The 19,790-nt window shown below is 64.7% G+C and carries 18 protein-coding genes; 6 read left to right on the top strand and 12 right to left on the bottom strand.

Annotated elements, in window-relative coordinates:
• Positions 1-58 precede the first annotated feature (58 nt).
• Positions 59-856, bottom strand: coding sequence for an enoyl-CoA hydratase/isomerase family protein (locus tag VJS38_RS15730; RefSeq protein WP_324089098.1), 798 nt, complete (start codon positions 854-856; stop codon positions 59-61).
• Between the two features lie 83 nt (positions 857-939).
• On the opposite strand from VJS38_RS15730, the gene VJS38_RS15725 reads away from it, so the two are divergent.
• Together VJS38_RS15725 and VJS38_RS15720 are read left to right on the top strand one after the other, a co-directional pair.
• A complete protein-coding gene (locus tag VJS38_RS15725; protein ID WP_324089097.1) occupies positions 940-2,187 on the top strand; it encodes an acyl-CoA dehydrogenase family protein in 1,248 nt (415 codons plus the stop codon).
• The gene (locus tag VJS38_RS15720) at positions 2,184-3,260 is read left to right on the top strand and encodes a phosphotransferase family protein (protein ID WP_324089096.1); all 1,077 of its coding nucleotides are present in this window, start codon (positions 2,184-2,186) and stop codon (positions 3,258-3,260) included. Before VJS38_RS15725 ends, VJS38_RS15720 begins: the two co-directional genes overlap by 4 nt.
• A 101-nt stretch (positions 3,261-3,361) precedes the next feature.
• Here VJS38_RS15720 and VJS38_RS15715 read toward each other — a convergent pair whose 3' ends face one another.
• Positions 3,362-4,357: a nitronate monooxygenase gene (locus tag VJS38_RS15715; protein WP_324089095.1), complete on the bottom strand. Its 996-nt coding sequence runs from the start codon at positions 4,355-4,357 to the stop codon at positions 3,362-3,364.
• A gap of 29 nt (positions 4,358-4,386) precedes the next feature.
• Positions 4,387-5,415, bottom strand: a complete 1,029-nt coding sequence (locus VJS38_RS15710; protein ID WP_324089094.1) for an NAD(P)-dependent alcohol dehydrogenase — start codon at positions 5,413-5,415, stop codon at positions 4,387-4,389.
• Between the two features lie 104 nt (positions 5,416-5,519).
• Between VJS38_RS15710 and VJS38_RS15705 the strand changes: the two genes are divergently transcribed.
• The gene (locus VJS38_RS15705) at positions 5,520-6,719 is read left to right on the top strand and encodes an acyl-CoA dehydrogenase family protein (RefSeq protein ID WP_324089093.1); all 1,200 of its coding nucleotides are present in this window, start codon (positions 5,520-5,522) and stop codon (positions 6,717-6,719) included.
• 76 nt (positions 6,720-6,795) lie between these two features.
• The gene (locus VJS38_RS15700; protein ID WP_324089092.1) at positions 6,796-8,865 is read left to right on the top strand and encodes a 3-hydroxyacyl-CoA dehydrogenase NAD-binding domain-containing protein; all 2,070 of its coding nucleotides are present in this window, start codon (positions 6,796-6,798) and stop codon (positions 8,863-8,865) included.
• 98 nt (positions 8,866-8,963) lie between these two features.
• Here VJS38_RS15700 and VJS38_RS15695 read toward each other — a convergent pair whose 3' ends face one another.
• The 3 genes from VJS38_RS15695 to VJS38_RS15685 form a co-directional block, all read right to left on the bottom strand.
• Complete coding sequence (locus VJS38_RS15695) at positions 8,964-10,127, bottom strand: acetyl-CoA C-acetyltransferase (protein WP_324089091.1); 1,164 nt, start codon at positions 10,125-10,127, stop codon at positions 8,964-8,966.
• 20 nt (positions 10,128-10,147) lie between these two features.
• Positions 10,148-10,921 (bottom strand): SDR family NAD(P)-dependent oxidoreductase, encoded by a 774-nt coding sequence (locus VJS38_RS15690; RefSeq protein ID WP_324089090.1) that lies wholly within the window; start codon positions 10,919-10,921, stop codon positions 10,148-10,150.
• A 92-nt stretch (positions 10,922-11,013) separates the two neighbouring features.
• Entirely contained in the window at positions 11,014-11,703 is a 690-nt protein-coding gene (locus tag VJS38_RS15685; protein ID WP_324089089.1) for a nitroreductase, read from the bottom strand.
• Positions 11,704-11,898: 195 nt separating this feature from the next.
• Here VJS38_RS15685 and VJS38_RS15680 point away from each other — a divergent pair, with 195 nt between their 5' ends.
• Complete coding sequence (locus VJS38_RS15680) at positions 11,899-13,002, top strand: NADP-dependent oxidoreductase (protein ID WP_324089088.1); 1,104 nt, start codon at positions 11,899-11,901, stop codon at positions 13,000-13,002.
• 82 nt (positions 13,003-13,084) lie between these two features.
• On the opposite strand, the gene VJS38_RS15675 is transcribed toward VJS38_RS15680, so the two are convergent.
• From VJS38_RS15675 to VJS38_RS15665, 3 genes are read right to left on the bottom strand one after another with little or no spacing between them, the layout of a single operon-like run.
• Positions 13,085-14,311, bottom strand: a complete 1,227-nt coding sequence (locus tag VJS38_RS15675) for an acyl-CoA dehydrogenase family protein (protein WP_324089087.1) — start codon at positions 14,309-14,311, stop codon at positions 13,085-13,087.
• A 19-nt stretch (positions 14,312-14,330) separates the two neighbouring features.
• A complete protein-coding gene (locus VJS38_RS15670) occupies positions 14,331-15,068 on the bottom strand; it encodes an SDR family oxidoreductase (RefSeq protein WP_324089086.1) in 738 nt (245 codons plus the stop codon).
• 14 nt (positions 15,069-15,082) lie between these two features.
• Positions 15,083-16,111 (bottom strand): phosphotransferase family protein, encoded by a 1,029-nt coding sequence (locus VJS38_RS15665; RefSeq protein ID WP_324089085.1) that lies wholly within the window; start codon positions 16,109-16,111, stop codon positions 15,083-15,085.
• Positions 16,112-16,179: 68 nt separating this feature from the next.
• Here VJS38_RS15665 and VJS38_RS15660 point away from each other — a divergent pair, with 68 nt between their 5' ends.
• Complete coding sequence (locus VJS38_RS15660; protein ID WP_324089084.1) at positions 16,180-16,827, top strand: helix-turn-helix domain-containing protein; 648 nt, start codon at positions 16,180-16,182, stop codon at positions 16,825-16,827.
• Positions 16,828-16,952: 125 nt separating this feature from the next.
• Here VJS38_RS15660 and VJS38_RS15655 read toward each other — a convergent pair whose 3' ends face one another.
• From VJS38_RS15655 to VJS38_RS15640, 3 genes are all read right to left on the bottom strand, one after another.
• Entirely contained in the window at positions 16,953-18,116 is a 1,164-nt protein-coding gene (locus VJS38_RS15655) for a phosphotransferase family protein (protein WP_324089083.1), read from the bottom strand.
• Positions 18,116-19,153, bottom strand: a complete 1,038-nt coding sequence (locus tag VJS38_RS15650) for a DUF7065 domain-containing protein (RefSeq protein ID WP_324089082.1) — start codon at positions 19,151-19,153, stop codon at positions 18,116-18,118. The genes VJS38_RS15655 and VJS38_RS15650 overlap by 1 nt, the downstream gene beginning before the upstream one ends.
• A gap of 349 nt (positions 19,154-19,502) precedes the next feature.
• The coding region (locus tag VJS38_RS15640) for a hypothetical protein (RefSeq protein WP_324089081.1) at positions 19,503-19,790 on the bottom strand (288 nt) is incomplete at its 5' end.

Genomic DNA, 19,790 nt, shown 5'->3' with positions numbered 1-19,790 from the left:
TTAAACGGCCAACCAGCTGGTGCAACTTGGCGCCCACGGACCGATCGTCCATGAGGCCTTACGGAAGTTCGTGCAGTTGCTCCATTCCGTCCACGAAGGCGCGCAGCCGATTGCGGACCTCGGGGTGGTCACGGAGCAGTTCGGCAAAACGAAGCACTTCCTCGTCCAGTCGCGGGTCCTCCATTGGTTCACGCGTAAGCGCCATCACCGCGGCGACGGCCGCGGGAGGGCGTGTGGCGAGTTCCGCCGCCACGCTTATCGCGCGGTCGAGCGGGGCGGATGCGATCTCGTCGATCAATCCGACGAGCCGCGCCTGATCTGCCGATACGATCTCGCCGCGCAGGATCCAGAGCCGGGCTAAGTGGGAGCCGATCAGTCGCGCCAGGCGCTGGGTGCCGCCCGATCCAGGGAAGATGCCCAGCCGAATTTCCGGAAGGCCGAGGCTGGAGTCCGGGCTGGCGATCCGCATGGCGCAAGGCAGAGCGATCTCAAGGCCGCCGCCAAAACAGACGCCGTCGATCGCCGCGATGATCGGCTTGGGAGACATGGCGATGGTGCGGCACAACGCCCGGAAAGGGGACTGGAGCCAGTCCGCAGGCTGCGTTCGCTGTTCGGCGAGAGCCTCTCCAGCCCAAGCAATCTGACCAACGTCAGCATGGCGGATGAAGACGCCGGCCTGGCCGCCGCTCAGCACGATGGAGCGGACTTCCGGATCGCCGACCAGTAAGGTGAGCGTCTCGTCGAGCTGCATCGCACCATTCGCGCTGATGAGCCCCTGCGGCGGGTTTGAGTAGGTGACGACGGCGACCTGGTCCTGCTTTGAGACCTTCATCCACCGCGGCTTGTCTCTGGACATCTGCTGATCCTGGCTGAGCGCCGCCTGACGGTGACGAGGATGGCCGATAGCCACCTTCAGCGCTTTAATTATTTGATTAAGTCGTGCTACGTGATGCGGCAAGCGAGCTCGCGCGGTTTGCCGGGCTGAAGCGCGTGCGACTTGGCGAGGCGATGATGAGCGGTGACAAAATCGGCGATGCGCAGGACATTGCCGGGCGCGTGGAAACCTTCGTTCGCCAAGTCGTAATCCCTTACGAGCGCGACGCCCGATGCACGCCGCATGGCCCGACGGAAGAGCTTGTCAACGAACTGCGCGAAAAGGCGAGGGCAGCCGGCGTGCTCACGCCGCATATCCTCCAGGACGGGCGGCACCTGACGCAACGGGATACTGCGACGGTTCTCAAAGCCTCCGGCCTGTCGATCCTAGGCCCGGTCGCGCTCAACACCGCTGCACCGGATGAGGGCAACATGTTCCTTCTCGGCAAGGTGGGCAGCGCTTTCCTGAAGGAGCGGTTCCTAAGCCCGCTTGTCGCGGGCCAGGCGCGCTCGGCCTTCTTCATGACCGAGCCCGCCAGCGAAGGCGGCGCTGGATCCGATCCGGGCATGCTGAAGACCACCTGCCGGCGAGAGGGCGACGACTGGATCATCCAGGGGCGCAAGAAGTTCATCACCGGCGCGGTCGGCGCCAAGGTCGGGATTATCCTGGCCAAAGCTGACGAGGGCGCCTGCATGTTCGTCGTCAACCTCCCGCATCCGGCGGTGCGCATCGAGCGGGTTCTGGACACGATCGACAGCTCCATGCCTGGCGGTCATGCCGAAGTCCTCATCGACGACCTCCGGGTGCCCAGCCAGCAGATGCTCGGCGAAGCCGGGGAGGGCTTCGCCTACGCTCAGGTTCGGCTCAGCCCGGCGCGTCTGTCGCACTGCATGCGGTGGCACGGGGTCGCGACCCGCGCGCAAGAGATCGCAACCGAATATGCCTGCCGGCGCAGCGCCTTCGGTAAGCTGCTGATCGACCACGAAGGCGTCGGCTTCATGCTCGCGGAGAACATGATCGACCTGCGCCAAGCCGCGCAGATGATCGATTGGTGCGCCGACGTCCTCGACGGCGGCAAACACGGCGGGGTCGAGAGCTCGATGACCAAGGTTGCGGTCTCTGAAGCGCTGAGCCGCGTGGCCGACCGCTGCGTTCAGGTCATGGGCGGCACCGGCGTCTCCGGTGAGACGATGGTCGAACAATTCTACCGAGAGATCCGCGCCTTCCGGATCTACGATGGCCCCACCGAGGTCCACAAATGGTCGCTGGCGAAAAAGCTTAAGCGCGATTTTCTCGCGAGTGCGCCGCAATGAGCGGGCTGGAGGAAGCCAACAGCGGCGTCGTGTCGGTCCGCGAGTCGCTCCGCTTCGACGAGACGGCCCTGGCGGTCTGGATGTGCGAAAACGTTCCGGACTTCCGCGGTCCGCTGGGCGTCGAGCAGTTCCGCGGCGGCCAGTCGAACCCCACCTTCAAGCTGACGACGCCTGGCCGCCAATATGTCCTGCGTCGCAAGCCGCCCGGCCTTCTGCTCAAGGGCGCCCATGCGGTCGAGCGGGAGGCGCAAGTGGTCGCGGCGCTGCACGGAGCCGGCTTCCCCGTGCCGCGCGTGTTCGGCCTCTGTAACGAACCCGAGGTGATCGGCACGGCCTTCTATGTGATGGAGCTGGTGGAGGGCCGCATCTTCTGGGACGCGCGGCTCGAGCGGCTCGCCCCCGCCGAGCGGTCAGCCTGCTACGACTCGATGAATGCGGCGATTGCGCAGCTGCATACGTTGGATCACCACGCGCTGAGGCTGGCGGACTACGGCCGACCGGGCAACTACTTCGCACGGCAGATCAGCCGCTGGTCGAAGCAGTATCTGGAAGACAACGAAGCCGGACGTGACCCCGGTATGGACCGGCTCGTCGAGTGGTTGCCGAACAACATTCCCCCCGGTGATGAAACCACCCTGGTTCATGGCGACTACCGGATCGACAACATCATCTTCCATCCAACCGAGCCACGGGTGGCCGCCGTTCTCGATTGGGAGCTTTCCACACTCGGTCATCCTCTCGCGGACTTCGCCTACAGCGCCATGTCCTACCGCGTGCCGCCGACGATTGTCCCCGGACTCGGCGGGCAGGATCCAAGGGAGCTGGGGCTCCCGACAGAGGCCGAATACGTGGCCGCCTACTGCCGTCGCACCGGTCGCAAGGAAATCCCACACTTCGACTTCTACATCGCGTTCAACTTCTTCCGGCTGGCGGCGATCTTCCACGGCATCAAGGGCCGCGTCTTGCGCGGCACCGCGGCCTCTGAGCAAGCGCACGAACGCGTCCGCGCCCTCCCGCAACTCCTCGACCTGGCGGTGCGTCAGGCCCAAGCCGCGGGAATGGGCTTCATCTGACCCGCCGGGCGGCCAAGGCCGCTCGGCGCCTTTCAGGCGGCCTCGTCGAAGCCTTCGCTTCGAACGCGGCTTCGGCGCGGCAGAGGGCCAGGGTCATTGCATCAGGCCGCCTGCGCGGCCCCGCGCGCAACCACCAGTCCGCTGAGACGGCCCGTCATGATCTCGACGGCTTCCGAAATGATCCGGTCGACGAGCTCGGCGACCGAGGGGATATCGTGGATCAAGCCCTGCGCCATCCCTGCCGTCCAGACACCGTGATCAAGCTCGCCGCTGATAAGGCCCTCCCGGCCGCGCGCGCCCTTCACCAGGTGCGCCACTTCTGCAAAGGGCTTACCCTGCGCCTCCAGCTCGCGGACCGCCTGGCTGATCGCGTTGCGCGCGACACGCGCGCTGTTGCGGTAGCTGCGCAGGATGATGTCGGTGGCGCGCTCGTCGTTCTCGACTAGAGCCGCCTTGAACGCCGGGTGGATCGGCGCTTCCTGGGTCGCGCAGAAGCGCGTCCCCATGTTGATCGCGTCGGCGCCGAGCGCCAGCGCCGCCGCCAGCCCGCGCCCGTCGGCAAAGCCCCCGCTCGCCACGATCGGAACATTGATCTGATCGGCCGCAGCCGGGATCAGAATCAAGCCTGGGATGTCATCCTCTCCGGGGTGCCCTGCGCATTCGAAGCCGTCGATCGAGATGGCGTCTGCGCCCATCCGCTCCGCCGAGACGGCGTGCCGGACCGCCGTGCACTTGTGGATGACCTTGACGCCATGAGCCTTGAAGTCGTCGATGTGCTCCTGTGGCTTGTAGCCCGCCGTCTCGACCACCTTGACGCCGCTCTCGATGATCGCGCGCCGGTACTCGGCGTACGGGGGCGGGTTGATCGACGGAAGGATGGTCAGGTTCACGCCAAACGGCTTGTCCGTCATCTCCTTGGTCCGCGCGATCTCACGCGCGAGGGCCTCTGGCGTCGGTTGCGTCAGGGCGGTGATCATACCGAGCGCCCCCGCGTTCGCCACGGCGGACACGAGCTCGGCCGTACCGACCCATTGCATACCGCCTTGTACGATAGGGTGATCAACGCCGACGAGGTCGGTGAAGCGCGTTTTCAGCATCTGCAGTCCATGTTGATGGCCGATGGGGCTCAACGTCGAGGGCCGGCGATGTCGACCATCACCTTGCCGAAGTGAGCGCCCGACGCCTGATAAACGAAAGCGTCGGCGAGGCCTTCGAGCGGGAAGTGGCGGTCCATGATCGGTCGGACGCCGTTCGCTTCGATGGCGCGGATCATGTCGAGTTGATGAGCCCGACTGCCGACTGTGATGCCTTGCAGGCGAAGGTTGTTGGCCATGATGTCGCGCGTGGCGACGTCGCCATGCAGCCCTGCAAGGGTGCCGATCAGAACGATGCAGCCGCCTGGCCGTACTGCGCGGATCGACTGGTTGAGCGTGCCTGCGCCGCCGATCTCCACCACCACGTCGGCGCCGCCACTGCTCGCCTCGCGCACGACGCGAGCCCAGTCCGGCGTGGATCGATAGTTGATGACGTGATCGACGCCGAGCTGCTTGAGCCTCTCGAGTTTAGCTTCAGACGAGGAGCTGGCGATCGTGCGAGCACCTGCGGCTTTGGCGAATTGAACGGCGAAGAGCGACACCCCGCCGGTGCCCTGTGTGACGACCCAATCGCCCGGTTTCACGCGCGCCTCGACGATGAGAGCGCGCCAGGCGGTCAGTGCTGCGCACGGCAGGGAAGCCGCCTCGGTCAGGGTGTAGCCTTTCGGAATGCGGGTGAACCAATGCGCCGGCCGGGTGACCCATTCCGCTGCGAAACCGTCACCGAGGTCTCCTGGCATGACGCGCCGGTTTGCTCCGCCAACTGGCCCGTCTCGCCATTCCGGGAAGAACAGGCTCATGACCAGGTCGCCGGATGCGAACTCCGTGACGCCGTCACCCACAGCCTCGACGACGCCGGCGCCATCCGACATCGGCGTCACCCCAGGCCTCGGCCCCAACATGCCGGTCACCACGGCATAGTCATGGAAGTTGAGCGACGAAGCGTGGACACGCACTAAGACTTCGCCCGCGCGCGGCGTGACATTTGACTCGCGCGCTATCAGGTAACGCGCCGGCCCCTCCTGCTCGGCGAGCCGTACGACCTTGCCACCTTCGAGCACTCGGCGCCTCCGCTGATCTCTGCGCTGCATTTGAGCGCCCGGGCTCAGCCGCACGAGCTCAAACCTAAGCAGCCGATTGGATTTTCATTAAACGATGAACTAGCATGGACTTGCAAGGGCGATCGTGGCAACGAGCCGTCGTCGACCCATTGGAGAAATGCATGCTCGACCTCACTGGCCGCACCGCCTTCGACGAAGGTCATGCGATGTTCCGCGAGTCCGTGCGGAAATTTTTCGCACGCGAACTCGTCCCGCACCTGGAGCGGTTCGAAGAGCAGGGCATCGTCGACCGCGACTTCTTCCGTCGCTGTGGGGCCGCAGGCCTTTTGTGCCCGACGATTGACGAGGCCTATGGCGGACCGGGCCTGGACTTCGGCTTCAACGCCGTCGTCAACGAGGAGCTTGCCTACCTAGGGTCATCGGCCGGGCTGCAGCTGCAGAACGACATCGTGCCCGAGTATCTGCTGCGTTACGGCTCGGAGGAGCAGAAGCAGCGATACCTGCCTGGGATGGTGACGGGCGAGGTGATCATGGCCATCGCCATGACCGAGCCAGGCGCAGGATCAGACCTTCAAGGCATTCGGACGTCGGCCGTCAAGGACGGCGACCGCTACATCATCAATGGTTCGAAGACCTACATAACGAGCGGTCAGAACGCCGATGTCGCGATCTTGGCGGCCAAGACCGATCCGAGCAAAGGCGCAAAGGGCATCTCCCTCATTCTGGTCGATGCAGACACGCCCGGCTACCAGAAGGGCCGGAACCTGGACAAAATCGGCCAACGCTCCGCCGACACCTCGGAACTGTTTTTCTCCGACGTGCGCGTGCCGGCGAGCAATCTCCTGGGCGAAGAGGGGATGGGCTTCGCCTACCTGATGTCCCAGCTTCCACAGGAGCGCCTGTCGATCGCAATCGCCGCTCACGCCGGGGCGCAGCGCGCGTTCGACGAAGCCGTTCGGTACGCCAAGGAACGCAAGGCCTTCGGCTCGACCGTCTTCCAATTCCAGAACAGCCGCTTCACGCTCGCCGACCTCAAGGCGCAGCTGCAGGTCGGCTGGTCGCACATCGACTGGTGCCTGGCGCGCCACAACGCCGGCGAACTGACGACGGCCGAGGCTTCGGCCGCGAAGCTCTGGCACACCGAACTGCAGGGCCGGGTGGCTGACGCCGCGCTGCAGCTGCACGGCGGCGCCGGGTACATGAATGAGTATCTTGTGGCTCAGCTCTGGCGTGACGCGCGGGTGAGCAGAATTTTCGGCGGCTCGAGTGAGATCATGAAGGAAGTGATCAGCCGCTCGATCTGACGAGTAACGTATCTATCTATTCGTCCTTCTTTAAACGCCATCATCCAAGCGCAATAACCACAGCCCAGGAGCTTCAGTGAGCGACGTCCTTTCCTTGTCCGTCGAGAACGGGATCGGTGTGATCACCGTCAACTCGCCGCCGGTCAATGCGCTCGGCGCCGCTGTCCGGCAGGGCTTGCATCAGGGCTTCAGCGAGTTCGCCGCCAATGACGCGGTGCGCGCGATTGTGCTGATCTGCGAGGGGCGAACCTTCTTCGCCGGCGCTGACATCTCGGAGTTCGGCCGTCCGCCTGCCGAGCCGGGCCTGCGTGACCTGCTGGCCCTCATCGAGAGCAGCCGCAAGCCGGTCGTCGCCGCCATCCATGGCGCCGCATTGGGCGGCGGCCTGGAGACGGCGCTCGTCTGCCACTATCGCATCGCCGCACGCTCCGCGCAGATCGGCCTCCCCGAGGTCAATCTCGGGCTGTTGCCCGGTGCGGGCGGGACGCAGCGCCTGCCTCGCCTCGTGGGCGTCGAAGCAGCGCTGGACCTGATGCTGGCAGGTCGCGCCATCGGCGCCGCTGAGGCCCTGAAGCTCGGCGTCATCGATGCGATCTCCGAAGAGGGCCGCCTACGCGAGGACGCCGTTGACCTCGCGCGCAAGCTTGTCACGGAAGGTTATCCGTTGCTGCGAGTGCGCGACCGCAACGACAAGATCGAAGCGGCGCGGGGGCGGCCTGAGATCTTTGCCGAAGTGAGACGCCATCACGCACGCGCCTTCCGCGGCTTCAAGGCGCCGGAAAACATCATCAAGGCCGTCGAGGCGGCTGTTGATCTTTCCTTCGACGAGGGGATGCAGCAGGAATACACCCTGTTCTGTGAGCTCGAGCCCAGTATCGAGTCACAGGCGCAACGCTACGCCTTCTTCGCCGAGCGGGAGACGGCGCGCATCCCGGACGTGCCCTCGAGCACGCCGACGCTTCCGGTCAAGTCGGTCGGCGTGATCGGCGCTGGCACGATGGGTGCGGGCATCGCCATGAACTTCCTGAACGTGGGGCTGCCCGTTGTCGTGGTCGAGACCAGCCAGCAGGCGCTGGACCGGGGCGTGGCGAACATCCGCAAGAATTACGAGGGCTCGGCTCGAAAAGGACGCCTCACGCCGGAGCAGGTTGAAGGGCGCATGTCGCTCATCACCCCGACGCTGTCGCTCGAGGCGCTGGCGGGGGCCGACCTCGTGATCGAGGCGGTGTTCGAGGAAATGGGCATCAAGAAGGAGATTTTCGGCAAGCTTGACGCGATCGCAAAACCCGGCGCCATCCTGGCTTCGAACACCTCCTTCCTTGATCTGAACGAAATCGCCAGCAGCACGGCCCGCCCAGCGTCTGTTGTCGGGCTGCACTTCTTCTCGCCGGCCAACGTGATGAAGCTGCTGGAGGTGGTCCGTGGCAGCGCCACCTCGAAGGAGGTGCTGGCGACCGCCATGCGTCTGGCCAAGACGATCGGCAAGGTTCCTGTTGTCAGCCGTGTCTGCCACGGCTTTATCGCCAATCGTCTGATGAACCAGCGCATGGTCCAGGCGGACGCGCTAGTGCTTGAAGGCCCAACCCCAGCCGACATCGACCGCGTAATGTACGACTACGGCTTTGCGATGGGAGCGTTTCAGATGCTCGACCTCGTCGGTCTGGACGTGATCGGGCGTGGCGAGTCGGAACGTTCCGTCCGCGGAGATCTCGTTCGGATGGGACGCCTTGGTCAGAAGCAGGGCGGCGGCTACTACGATTACGACGACCAGCGCCGCTCCGCGCCTTCCGCCGCGGCGGAAGGCGTGATCGCCGATTTCGCGCGCTTCAAAGGGATCGCCAACGCCGGCGCGCAAAGCGACGAAGAGATCCTCTGCCGCCTGCTCTATCCGGTGGTGAACGAAGGGGCGAAGTTGCTGGAGGAGGGGATCGCGCTGCGAGCTTCGGACATCGATATGGCCGCGATCCTTGGATATAACTGGCCGATCTACACCGGCGGGCCGATGTTCTGGGCTGACACCATCGGCCTCAAGGCCATCGTCGAGAAGCTCCTACAGTATCAGTCCACCTACGGGGATGCATTCCGCCCGGCAGGTCTGCTCGTGCGCAAAGCCGCGCAAGGCGAGTCCTTCACCCACGATCGCTGAACGAAGAGCGCCTCACGCAACCGCGTGAGGCGCTGTCAATTTCGCCCGCTCCAGCACCGTCGCCGGCGGGTTACGCTGGCGGCTTAAAGGCATGTCGGTCAGAGCGCCTCGACGATCGTGACGTTAGCGATGCCGCCGCCTTCGCACATGGTCTGCAGGCCATAGCGCCCGCCGCGCCGCTTAAGACCATGCACCAGCGTGGCCAGCAGCTTGGTTCCGGTCGCCCCCAATGGATGCCCCAGGGCGATAGCGCCGCCATTCATGTTCAGCTTGGTTGGATCGGCGTCGAGGTGCCTGAGCCAGGCCAAGGGAACCGGGGCGAAGGCTTCATTCACCTCATAGAGATCGATGTCGGCGAGCCGCAGCCCTGCACGCTTCAGCGCCTTCTCGGTCGCGTAGAGCGGCTCTTCCAGCATGATGACCGGGTCGCCGGCGGTCACCGTCAGGTTCACGATCCGCGCGAGCGGCGCCAGCCCATATTCCTTGAGTGCGCGCTCGGAGACGATCAGCGCTGCCGACGAACCATCGCTGATCTGGCTGGCGGTGGCTGCCGTGATGGCGCCGCCCTCCACCAGCAGCTTGACGCCGGCCATCGACTCCGGGCTGGCGTCATAGCGGATCCCTTCGTCGCTGGTGTGCAGCGCTGCCTCGCCGTTCGGCAGCGTGATCGCGACCGGGACGATCTCGTGGGCGAATTCACCGGCCTGAGTCGCGGCGGCGGCTCGGCGATGGCTTTCCAGACCATAGGCGTCGAGCGTCTCGCGATCGAATCCCCACTTCCTGGCGATCCTCTCCGCGCCCGTGAACTGGCTGAACGTCGGGACCTCGAAGCGGTCCAGCACGGACTTCGCCCACGGCTCGGCGCCTGAGCCGGGCAGCGTGGGGCTCCCCATAGGCACGCGCGACATGCTCTCCACGCCGCCGGCGATCACCACGTCCATGGTCCCGGACATCACGGCCTGAGCCGCGAAATGGACGGCCTGCTGGGAGGAGCCGCACTGGCGGTCGATGGTCACCGCTGGAACGCTCGGCGGAAGCGTTGAGGCCAAGACCACATTGCGCCCCACGTGCATGGACTGCTCGCCGGCTTGGCTCACGCACCCCCAGACCACATCTTCCACTGTTGCTGGATCGATGCCGGTGCGGTCCACGATCGCATTCAGCGCCAGGGCCCCGAGGTCATTCGGGTGGATGCCCGAAAGCCGGCCGTTGCGACGTCCGCCGGCAGTCCGCACGGCGTCCACGATATATGCTTGGCTCATGGTCTCTCTCCGCGAGGGATCTAAAGTGACTGACCGTCGTCGATCGTGAATGACGCCCCCGTGACCGCGCGGGAAGCGTCGGAGCACAGGAACAGAAGCGGGGCGTCTAGGTCGCTTTCGTCCATCAGGCGGCGTCTAGGAAACCGAGAGATCTGCTTCTGTCCGCCCGGCGCCTCAAACCAGTCCTGCGTCATCTCGGTTCTGACGTAGCCAGGGCAAAGCATGTTCACGTTCAGCCCGGTCTTGGCCCAGTCGCGCGCGAGCACCTTGCCCATCTGCTGCACGGCCGCCTTCGAGGCGCTGTAAGCGGCGATGCCAGGCTCGACGTAGTTGGCCGTGATCGAGGCGTTGATGACCACTCGACCGCGCTCAGCGCCGGCGCCTTGTTCGATCAGCCGACGCGCGCCCTCGCGGACTGTCAGGAACACGCCGCGGACGTTGATGGACATGATTTGGTCCAGACCGTCCGGCGTCAGCTCAAAGGCGCTGCCCTCAACGTTGATCCCGGCATTGGCGATGATCGTGTCGACGAGCCCGAACGCGGCTTCCGCGGCGTCGAAGGCCGCCTTGATCGAGTTCTCGTCCGCGACGTCCAAACGAACCGCGATCGCCCGCCCGCCACTCTCGCCGATTTGCCGGCTCAGCTCCTCAAGGCGCTCGATGCGGCGCGCGCCGAGCACGACCTTCGCGCCGGCCTTCGCCAGGAGCCGCGCCCATCGCTCACCCAAGCCGGAGGATGCTCCGGTGAGCAGAGCGACCCGGCCACTCAGATCAAAGATGGGCGCATGCGCCATCCGCAATTCCTTCGTTAAATGTTCAACTAAGCTCTTACCCGCGTTGCCGGAGCGGCACAACCGCCCCATCGAGGGCCAAATCAGCGTCCAGCTTAGGTGTGGAACTGGGTCGTGTGCTCGATCGCCGCGCGAGAGGTGCGCACGCTGTTGGCCGGATGATCTGCGTCTTCATACCCAAAGGCGATGCCGAAGAGGAGGCGCAGATTGGGCGGTGCGCCGATGGCCTCGCGCACGATCGGCGCATAGTGGCTGAGAGCGCCCTGAGCGCACGAGCCGATCCCATGCGCCGTCATGGCGAGCATCAACGACTGTGCAAACAGGCCGCAGTCGACGGCTTCGCGGATTTCGGCCCAGTCCGGAAGCATGATGAAGGCGGCGTGCGGCGCCTCGAAGAACCGAAAGTTTCGCTGGAACGACCGGGCGCGGGCGGCGACGTCCTCACGGGACACACCGGTAGCGGCGAACAGCGCCCTTGCGGCCTCTACCTGACGGACGCGATACGCGCCGGGGTAGGGGCCCGTCAGTGGGAAATCCGGCTGAGCCGAAAGTCCCTCGCCCGCAGCGGCGTGAAGCCGGTCCCGCAGCAGCTCGGCGGTCGCGCCGGACGTCACGTGCACGACCCACGGCTGCACATTGCAGTTCGATGGCGCACGCGCGGCCATCGTGAAGATGCGCTGCAGGACGTCAGGAGGCACTGGCTCGGGCTTAAACCCGCGAACTGACCGGCGTGTCGACAACAGGACATCTAAGCTGTCGATCAGATCACTGCGCTGCATCAGCATTCTCCGGCTCTTCGTTGCAACAGAGCGCCCGCTCCGCGTTGCGAAGCGGCGGGCGGCGCGCGACGCCTTTCCTGCAGGTGTCGAGGCCTGCCTATGCTATGGCCGCGCGCGATGGCGTGGCCAGCCAGCAGGGATCGCCAACCTCTCGCGGACGCTTGCGGCGTCCATAATTAATCGCCTATTGAAGTCCCGGCAATGGATTTGGGCGGCGGGTGCGTTATCAGCGAAGAGGGCGGAGTTATGGCGGACATAACACTCGACAGGCTGCTCGGCGAGGATCACGGGGTCAACCGTCGCTGGGTTCTGCGCCGGCGACCGGCGGCGAAAGTTCGTCAGGAGGACCTGATCTTGGTGGAGGGGCCGATTTCGCCGCCAGGATCTGGCGAGGTGCTCTTACGCAACCTCTATCTGTCGCTTGACCCGACGAACCGTTTGTGGATGAGCGACCGCGCGCAATATCTCCCGCCGGTCGGGATCGGCGAAGTGATGCGGGGCGGCACTTTGGGACTGGTCTTGGACAGCCGTTCCGACCGCTTTCAACCCGGCGACCTGGTGAGTGCAGGTGACGGCGGATGGCAGGACTACGTGACCTGTTCTGCTGAGCGGCTCGGGCGGGTTCGTCAGGCGCCGGGACTGCCGCTGACGGCGCACCTGTCCATTTTCGGGCCAACGGGGCTCACCGCCTATTTCGGGCTGACGGATGTGGGGCGCCCGAAGTCCGGCGAAACCGTGGTGATCTCGGCCGCCGCCGGTGCGGTCGGATCGATCGCCGGCCAGATCGCCAAGCACATCGGCTGCCATGTCGTGGGGATCGCCGGCGGCCCCGAGAAGTGCCGATGGATCACTGAGGACCTCGGGTTCGACGTCGCCATCGACTACAGGGCGCAGGACGTGGCGGTCGAGCTCGATCGCCTTTGTCCGCATGGTGTAGATGTCGGCTTCGAGAACGTCGGCGGCGCGGTCATGAACGCGGTGTTCGACCGCCTCAACGTCGGCGGTCGAATGGCGTTGTGCGGAATGATCTCGGCGTACAATCAGGAAGGCCCGATGCCGGGACCCGCCGACTTCGGCCGGATCCTCATGAACCGGCTGACGGTCCAAGGCTTCGTTGTCATTGATTACCTTCCGCGAGCGAAGGAGGCGCTGACCTATCTGGGCGCCATGGCGCGCGAAGGTCAGCTCAAGTGGAAGGTCGATGTGGTCCAGGGGTTGGACCAGGCGCCTGACGCCCTCGATCGGCTGTTCCGCGGCGACCACGACGGCAAGCTGCTGGTCCAACTGCCCGAGATGATCGCTTAGCCAGCGGGCTTTTATGTCTGCGCAGGCGGCGCTGACACTGAGCAAGGGCCCGCCGCCAGCCGGGCGCCTTTGCCACGCGCGGTCAGCGCGTGCCCTCGGCCGCGCACGCGCTGATCTTCTGCTTCCCGAGCTGGTTCATGTGCACCTCGTCCGGACCGTCGGCGATGCGTAGGTAACGGTTGAGGGTGAAGAACTCGGCGATCGGCGTGTCGTCGCTCACGCCCATGCCGCCATGCGCCTGAATGGCGCGATCGGCGACGGTCTGCGCCATCTGCGGGGCAATGACCTTGATCGCTGCAATCAGATCCTTGGCGACCTTCGCGCCATAGCGATCCATCTGGTCCGCCGCCTTTAGCGTCAGCAGGCGGGCCATTTCGATCTCGCAGAATGACCGCGCGACGTCTTGGCGGATGCTGCCCTGTTCGGACAACTTGCGGCCAAATGCGACGCGGCTTTCGGCGCGCTGCGCCATGAGTTCGAGGGCGCGCTGCGCCTGGCCGATCGAACGCATGCAGTGGTGAATGCGGCCTGGCCCAAGACGTCCTTGAGCGATCTCAAAACCCCGGCCTTCGCCAAGGATTAGGTTGGACTTCGGCACCCGTACGTTCTCAAAACTCAGCTCGCTTTCGCCGCCCGGCGAGTTCAGCGAGCCGAACACGGTCTGCCGCCGCTCGATTCTCACGCCGGGCGTCGAGGGAGGCACGATGATCGTCGAATGCTGCTGGTGACGGGGGTTGTCGAGCAGGGTCTTTCCCATGACCAGGAACAGCTTGCAACGCGGGTGCCGCGCTCCCGAAATCCACCATTTGCGCCCATTCAGCACGTAGTCATCTCCATCCGGCAGAATGGTGAGTTCCAGGTTCGTGGCGTCGGAGGAGGCGACCTGCGGTTCGGTCATGACATAGGCCGAGCGGATCTCACCGGCGAGGAGCGGGTTCAGCCACCGGGCCTGCTGCTCCGGCGAGCCGAACTTGGCCAGGACCTCCATGTTGCCGGTGTCCGGCGCTGAACAGTTGAAGACCTCGGAGGCCCAGAGGGTCCGCCCCATGATCTCAGCCAGGGGCGCGTATTCGAGGTTGGTGAGACCCGGACTGAAGTCGCCGTAATCCTTCGGCAGAAACAGGTTCCAGAGGCCTTGCTCGCGCGCGGCGGCCTTTAGCTCCGCCATCTTCGGCCATTCCTGCCAGAGGTTCGACGGGTCGTGTACGAACTCGTGGTAGCTGCGCTCCTGGGGATAGATGAATTCCTGCATGAACGCCTCAAGTTTGGTGAGCAGGCCTTTGACTTTCTGCGAGTGTTCGAAGTTCACGGAAGTCTCCTAAAGGGCGTCAAAGCGAGTAGCCGCCGTCCACCACCAGGGTGTGGCCGTGCACGTAGGCAGCGAGCGGTGAAGCGAGGAAGATGGCGGCCCCGGCCATGTCGGCAGGCTCGCCAAGGCGGCGGGCTGGGATACGGGCGATCGCGCCCTCGCGCCTTCTGGGGTGCTCTGTCGTGACCTTCGTAAGTTTGGTGTCGACCAGACCTGGTGCGAGGCCATTGACCCGCACCCCTTCTGGGGCCCAGGCCTGCGCCAGCGACTTGGTGAGGTTGATCGCTCCGGCCTTGGAGGCGCCGTATGCCGGATTACCGATGTTGCCCATTAGGCCGGACACCGAGCTCACGATGATGACGCAGCCTCGCGACGCGGTGAGGCTCGGCTTAAACCGCCTAGCGCAGTGCATGAGGCTGTTGAGGTTCACCGCAACCACCCGATCCCAGCCGTCCCGCTCGAACTCGGCGCGGCTGTAGAAAACCGCCCCTTGGCAAAGCACCAAGACGTCGAGGCGGTCGAAAGATGCAGGAGCGTCCGCCACTGCGTCCGCGTTCGCCACGTCAACGCAGGTGTAGCCGAGACCACCCAGGTTCGAACCCTCGTTGCCGTCGTAGTCCTCAGGTCGAGGGCGTGTGCCCCAGACATGAACTTCTGCGCCGCGCGCCCGGAAGGCTTGTGCGATGCCGTTGCCGATGCCGCTCGAGCCGCCGACGACAAGCACAGCTCGGTCGGTGAAATCCGTGTCTTCAATCATCGCTCTATGGGCCGTCAGGCGATCCAGCGCAGGGCGCGCTCGAACAGGTGGATGGCGTGGGCGTGAAGGCGCTTTCCAACCGCGTGAGTCGCCATCCCGGCGCAGGCGCGCGCGTAGGTGCCTTCAAGGATCAAGCCGAGCTTGTAGCAGGCGAGTACGGCGTACCAGTCGATGGCCGATAGATCGCGGTGGCTTCGGTGACGGTAATGATCGACCAGTTCCTGGCGAGTGGGAAAGCCGCGCCACGGCTGGATATTCAATCCTTGCTGCTGGCCCTCCGCCTCGTCCTGCCATGTGGCCAGCAGCCAGCCGAGGTCCAGCAGAGGGTCGCCGATCGTCGTCAGCTCCCAGTCCACAATGGCCGCGAGCTCTGGCCCATCGTGGCGGAACATCACATTCGTCAGCTGATAATCGCCGTGAATGATCCCGGGCTGGAACGTGCTCGGGCGATGCTGATCGAGCCATCCGGCCACCCGCTCTACGCCAGGGATCCCGCCGGGGCCCGGCCAGTCTGCGAACTGAGAATAGCTTGCGAGTTGCCCCTTCCAACGAGCCACCTGACGTTCCAGGAAGTTCTCGGCTCGGCCGAAGTGGTCGAGGCCCAACCCGCGGTAATCCAGCGCGCCCAACGACGCGATGCCTTCCACTGTCGCCAGACCCATCCGGTGGCGGATCAGCTCGGAGTTCGCGTGAAGCGGCGGCAATCCATTACCGGCGTTGAAGCCGTCGACGCCCTCCATGAGATAGAAGGCGGCGCCCAGGGCGGTCTCGTCCGGACAGGCTGCGATCAGGCGGGGGTGCGGCACGGCGGTGCCGGCAAGCGCCGCCAGCATCCTCGCCTCCCGCCGCATGGTGTCGTTCGAGTCTTTCCGCAGATGGAGCGGCGGGCGGCGCAGCACGTAGCACTGGCCCCCACGCTCGAATTGGAACAGCAGATTTTGCGTGCCTCCGGCCAGCAGCTTGGCGCGCTCGATCGCCCCCGCGCCAATGCCTTGCTCATCCATCCAGGCCATGAGCCTGCCGAGATCGATGCCCGTTTCCATACGCACGCCCGATTGAGACAACTGGATAATGCGCTTGACTAATCCTGATGGCAATGTGATTTCGCCCTATGCCCAGGCTGGAACCCAAGACGAGGAGCGAAGCGGCGGAGCACCTGAAAATGGTGGCGCAGCGCCTGTTCGCGGAGCGGGGGGTGGATGGGGTCACCGTGCGGGAAATTGCTGAAGCCGCTGGCCAGAAGAACCATGCTGCTGTCGGCTACCATTTCGGGTGCAAGGAAGGTCTCATCCGCGAGCTGGTGATCGACGGCGCGGCGCTGATCGACGCTCGCCGCAACGAGTGGCTCGACCGGCTGGAAGGGGAGGGCGGCCAGCTTACCGTTCGCGAGTTGGTGGACCTGTTGATCCAGACCGCGTTGGGGGCCCCCGGGAGAGGCGAAGAGACCTTCAACCGCTTCGTGGTCATGCTCGGCATGACGCATCGTCGCTTCTTCGAAGAGACGTTGGGCGGCCGCTGGAACTCCGGCTACCTGCGGTGTCTCGATCACCTGCGCCGGCTTATGCCGGACATGCCGCTCGCCGTCAAAAACCAGCGCTTCGTATTCTTACTTGCACTTCTGGGGGGCGTGCTGGCCGGCCGCGAAGCGGAGCTTGCGGACGCGGGCCGCCCTCACCTCACCTGGGGCTCGACGGAGGTTCTGGACAACCTCGGCGAGTCCATGGCGGCCCTGCTCGAAGCGCCGCACGCGCGCAGGTGACGCCATCGTCAGCAGTCCGTCGCTCGGCGAGGCAGAGCCGGAAGGCCGCTTGGTGGTCATGGCCACCGGCTAGAATCGAGCCTGCGACCGGCCGAGACGCTGCCAGCCGCAGCTCGCCGCAGCGTTCACTGGACGGCCGCGATCTGACCGGCAGAGCCTTGACGGTCGGCTTCAAAGTCGGCCTGCGCAGCCAAGAACATGCCGCTTTGTTGTCGCCACATGCTGCGTTGAACGGGCCAGAATTCCCGAGGCATCCGGCGCATTCCAATCGCTCCCCATGTCATGAGGCAGAACGCGCCCATGGCGCGGCCGAAGGTCCAGTCAGGCAACTCCCCGCCTGCGTCGCGATAGTATTCGGCTACGTCATCAAGGCTCGGCAGGTTCTCGATCGGCGTGCCGAGTTGGGCGATGCTGTGCATGGCGTAGAGCAGGTAAGCGACATCGGTTTCGGGCAGCCCCAAGTGCGCCAATTCCCAGTCAAGCAGCGCGACGATCGAGCCGTCGTCGCCGTACATGGTGTTGGCGATGGTCAGGTCGCCATGCACCAGGCTCGGGGTGCGATGGCGTGGCGCGTTCGCGCGCAGCCAGACAGCCGCGTCCTCGATCGTGGTGCGGATCTCGGCGTGCAATTCGGCGCGCTCGCCCCCCTCGTTCGCGGGGAACTTGGCGTGCATCTCGGCCAGGGCCCAGTTGATCTGGCGGTCAATGAAGTGCTGGCCTTCGCCGCCCCTGGTCGCAAGAGAGGGCGCCTCGAGTCCAGCGGCATCGACCTGATGAATCCTTGCGCCGAGCTCGAGTAGTCGCCGCAGCATCGTAAGCCGCCCGGCGTCGTCCGCCTCAACGAACGGGCCGGCCTGCATATACTGAATGCTTGGTGCACGGGCGCGGACGCGGCCCATGATGATCGCCGGGGCTCCGGCGATCTCTCCCGCCTCGTCAAGCCAAATGGCGTCCGGCACAGGTAAGCCGCGCCCGCGTAACGCTTGAAGTATTTCGAACTGGCTGCGCTGGCTCGTTTGCGAGAAAAAGCTTGCGTTCCCGAGTTCATATTTCAGGACAAGCCCATCAGCATATCGTGGGCTGTCCGCAGGGCTATCAAGCTGGAAGAGGACGGTTCCGCCAGAGGCGCCGGCGTTCAGCGTCTCGTTGGCGAAGCTCACTTTCACCGCGGAGCCCTCGAACTCGATTTGCTTAGCCAGAAACCGCTCAATCGCCGCCTCGGTGATCGGAGCGCTTGTGGCCGTGAATGATCGCAGCGCCTTGAGGGAATCCAGATCGTTAGCGCCCATCAGTCTGCACTCCCTTTGACGGGGGCGACCTGGTCGAGCTGGATGCGACCGTTGCTGAAGCGGTTGAGGCCGTTCTCAAGAGCTGCGCCCACGAGGAAGAAGGGGCGCGATGTGCCGTTCCGGGGATTGAAGATCGTGTCCACGATTCCGCCGCCGTGGCGATCTCCGCAGGTGATGGTGGACGGCATCGACAGCTCGAAGTGCTTGCGCTCCATTTCGAGAACGACGCTGCCGTAACCCTTGGCCACGAAGGTAAGCTCGCCGAGTTCGTCACATGACACGATTACGGTCGCCTCGCTGATTGACATGCCATCGGCGAACGCGGTCGCCACGGTGGCGTCTTGCACAGAGACCTTATACGTCAACCCATCTTTGACGATGTAGCTGAAGGGCATGTTGTCGCCCGACTGCGCGCGACCGTCGCCGAATCCGAACGAAAAATCCGGCCCGAAAGATCCGCCGAGCCACCAAGCTGCGTAGAAGTCGGCCTTGGGGTTGTGAAGCAGACGCGTGCCCCAGCTGTGGTCGCGGTAGGTGAAGCCGGAGACGTCGTGACTTTCATCGCCAATTCGAACTGTGCCTTTGAACGTCCCGCCGGCCTGGATGTGATTCGGCGTGATCGTCTTTGAGACTTCGGTGTGTCCCCCGGTCAGGGAGAAAAAGTCGTAGACCGGGTGAGCGTCCTGAACGAACAAGTCGAGCTCGCAGTCAGCATCAGACGCCGTCCATCGACTGCGCTGATCATCAAACTTTACGAAGAGGAATTCATCCGTACTGAATGTGTCCTCGGTTCGGTCCCAGGGACGGTATGGCAGGTCTTGGACGCTCCGCGTATAGCCCGGACCGTTCTTGGACACGACGCCGAAGCAACACTTGGTAAAACCGCGGTTCGGCTGGTGCCCGATGCGCATAAAACCGCCGATCTGCTTCGACGGGTCGGCCCAGCCCAGCACCACGCTTTCCTGCCACCACTCGTCCGCATTAGGCGGGTGTGGGAGGTCCGCTCCGGGCCCAAGCGCCACAGGCTTGATCAACATGCAATTTGCTCCAGCAACACCATGGCCTGCGAGGGTCAGCGCTCGCGATGCATAATTAACTGCCTATTGAATCGATTGGCAACGAGTCCTTCGCTGCGACGCGCCGGGTTTGATCGGCGGACGGGCCGACGAGGGGGCGGACGCGACGCGCCAGCATCACACGACAGCGGGCCCTCTGGCGGCGCCTCCCGCGAGCATCCGCTCGACGAGCACCTCCACGCCCAGCGCCGCCTGATCAAATGCTGCTTCACCACGCGCTTCGAGATGGCGGCGAGGAATTACCTCGCCGCCATCTCCCTGGCTGCTGGTCCCGTGCGGTCAGCCGCTCTTCGCCCGCTCTGCGCTAGGGCTAGAAGCGACGGCTAAGCTGGAGACCCCACGTCCTTGGCGGACCGTAGTTTCCTATGTAGGCGGCGACGGTGGCCAAATATCCTGAGCTCAGCTTATAGTTCTTGTCGGTAACATTATTTATGAATGCGCGGAGCATCGTTTTTTCTCCTCGATCCATCAGCACTGCTGAGAGATTCAGGAGCGTGTAGGCCTTCTGAACGTCCCCCGGCCGACCAAAGTATCGAAGAACTACATCGCTAGAGTAGCTGACGTCAGTGCGGACCGTCAGGGCGTTGAACAGGTCACC

The sequence above is a fragment of the Phenylobacterium sp. genome, from assembly GCF_035276905.1.
Classification (GTDB): Bacteria; Pseudomonadota; Alphaproteobacteria; order Caulobacterales; family Caulobacteraceae; genus Phenylobacterium.
Note: the sequence above shows the minus strand (reverse complement) of the source record. Positions and strands in the feature narration are given on the sequence as shown.

Bases quoted from the DNA above. Each gene is read 5' to 3' on its own strand.
- VJS38_RS15685 (WP_324089089.1), bottom strand. From the start codon at position 11,703: ATGCTGATGCAGCGCAGTGATCTGATCGACAGCTTAGATGTCCTGTTG.
- VJS38_RS15695 (WP_324089091.1), bottom strand. From the start codon at position 10,127: ATGAGCCAAGCATATATCGTGGACGCCGTGCGGACTGCCGGCGGACGT.
- VJS38_RS15690 (WP_324089090.1), bottom strand. From the start codon at position 10,921: ATGGCGCATGCGCCCATCTTTGATCTGAGTGGCCGGGTCGCTCTGCTC.
- VJS38_RS15705 (WP_324089093.1), top strand. From the start codon at position 5,520: ATGGACTTGCAAGGGCGATCGTGGCAACGAGCCGTCGTCGACCCATTG.
- VJS38_RS15660 (WP_324089084.1), top strand. From the start codon at position 16,180: ATGCCCAGGCTGGAACCCAAGACGAGGAGCGAAGCGGCGGAGCACCTG.
- VJS38_RS15665 (WP_324089085.1), bottom strand. From the start codon at position 16,111: ATGGAAACGGGCATCGATCTCGGCAGGCTCATGGCCTGGATGGATGAG.
- VJS38_RS15730 (WP_324089098.1), bottom strand. From the start codon at position 856: ATGTCCAGAGACAAGCCGCGGTGGATGAAGGTCTCAAAGCAGGACCAG.
- VJS38_RS15650 (WP_324089082.1), bottom strand. From the start codon at position 19,153: ATGTTGATCAAGCCTGTGGCGCTTGGGCCCGGAGCGGACCTCCCACAC.
- VJS38_RS15680 (WP_324089088.1), top strand. From the start codon at position 11,899: ATGGATTTGGGCGGCGGGTGCGTTATCAGCGAAGAGGGCGGAGTTATG.
- VJS38_RS15720 (WP_324089096.1), top strand. From the start codon at position 2,184: ATGAGCGGGCTGGAGGAAGCCAACAGCGGCGTCGTGTCGGTCCGCGAG.
- VJS38_RS15715 (WP_324089095.1), bottom strand. From the start codon at position 4,357: ATGCTGAAAACGCGCTTCACCGACCTCGTCGGCGTTGATCACCCTATC.
- VJS38_RS15670 (WP_324089086.1), bottom strand. From the start codon at position 15,068: ATGATTGAAGACACGGATTTCACCGACCGAGCTGTGCTTGTCGTCGGC.
- VJS38_RS15655 (WP_324089083.1), bottom strand. From the start codon at position 18,116: ATGGGCGCTAACGATCTGGATTCCCTCAAGGCGCTGCGATCATTCACG.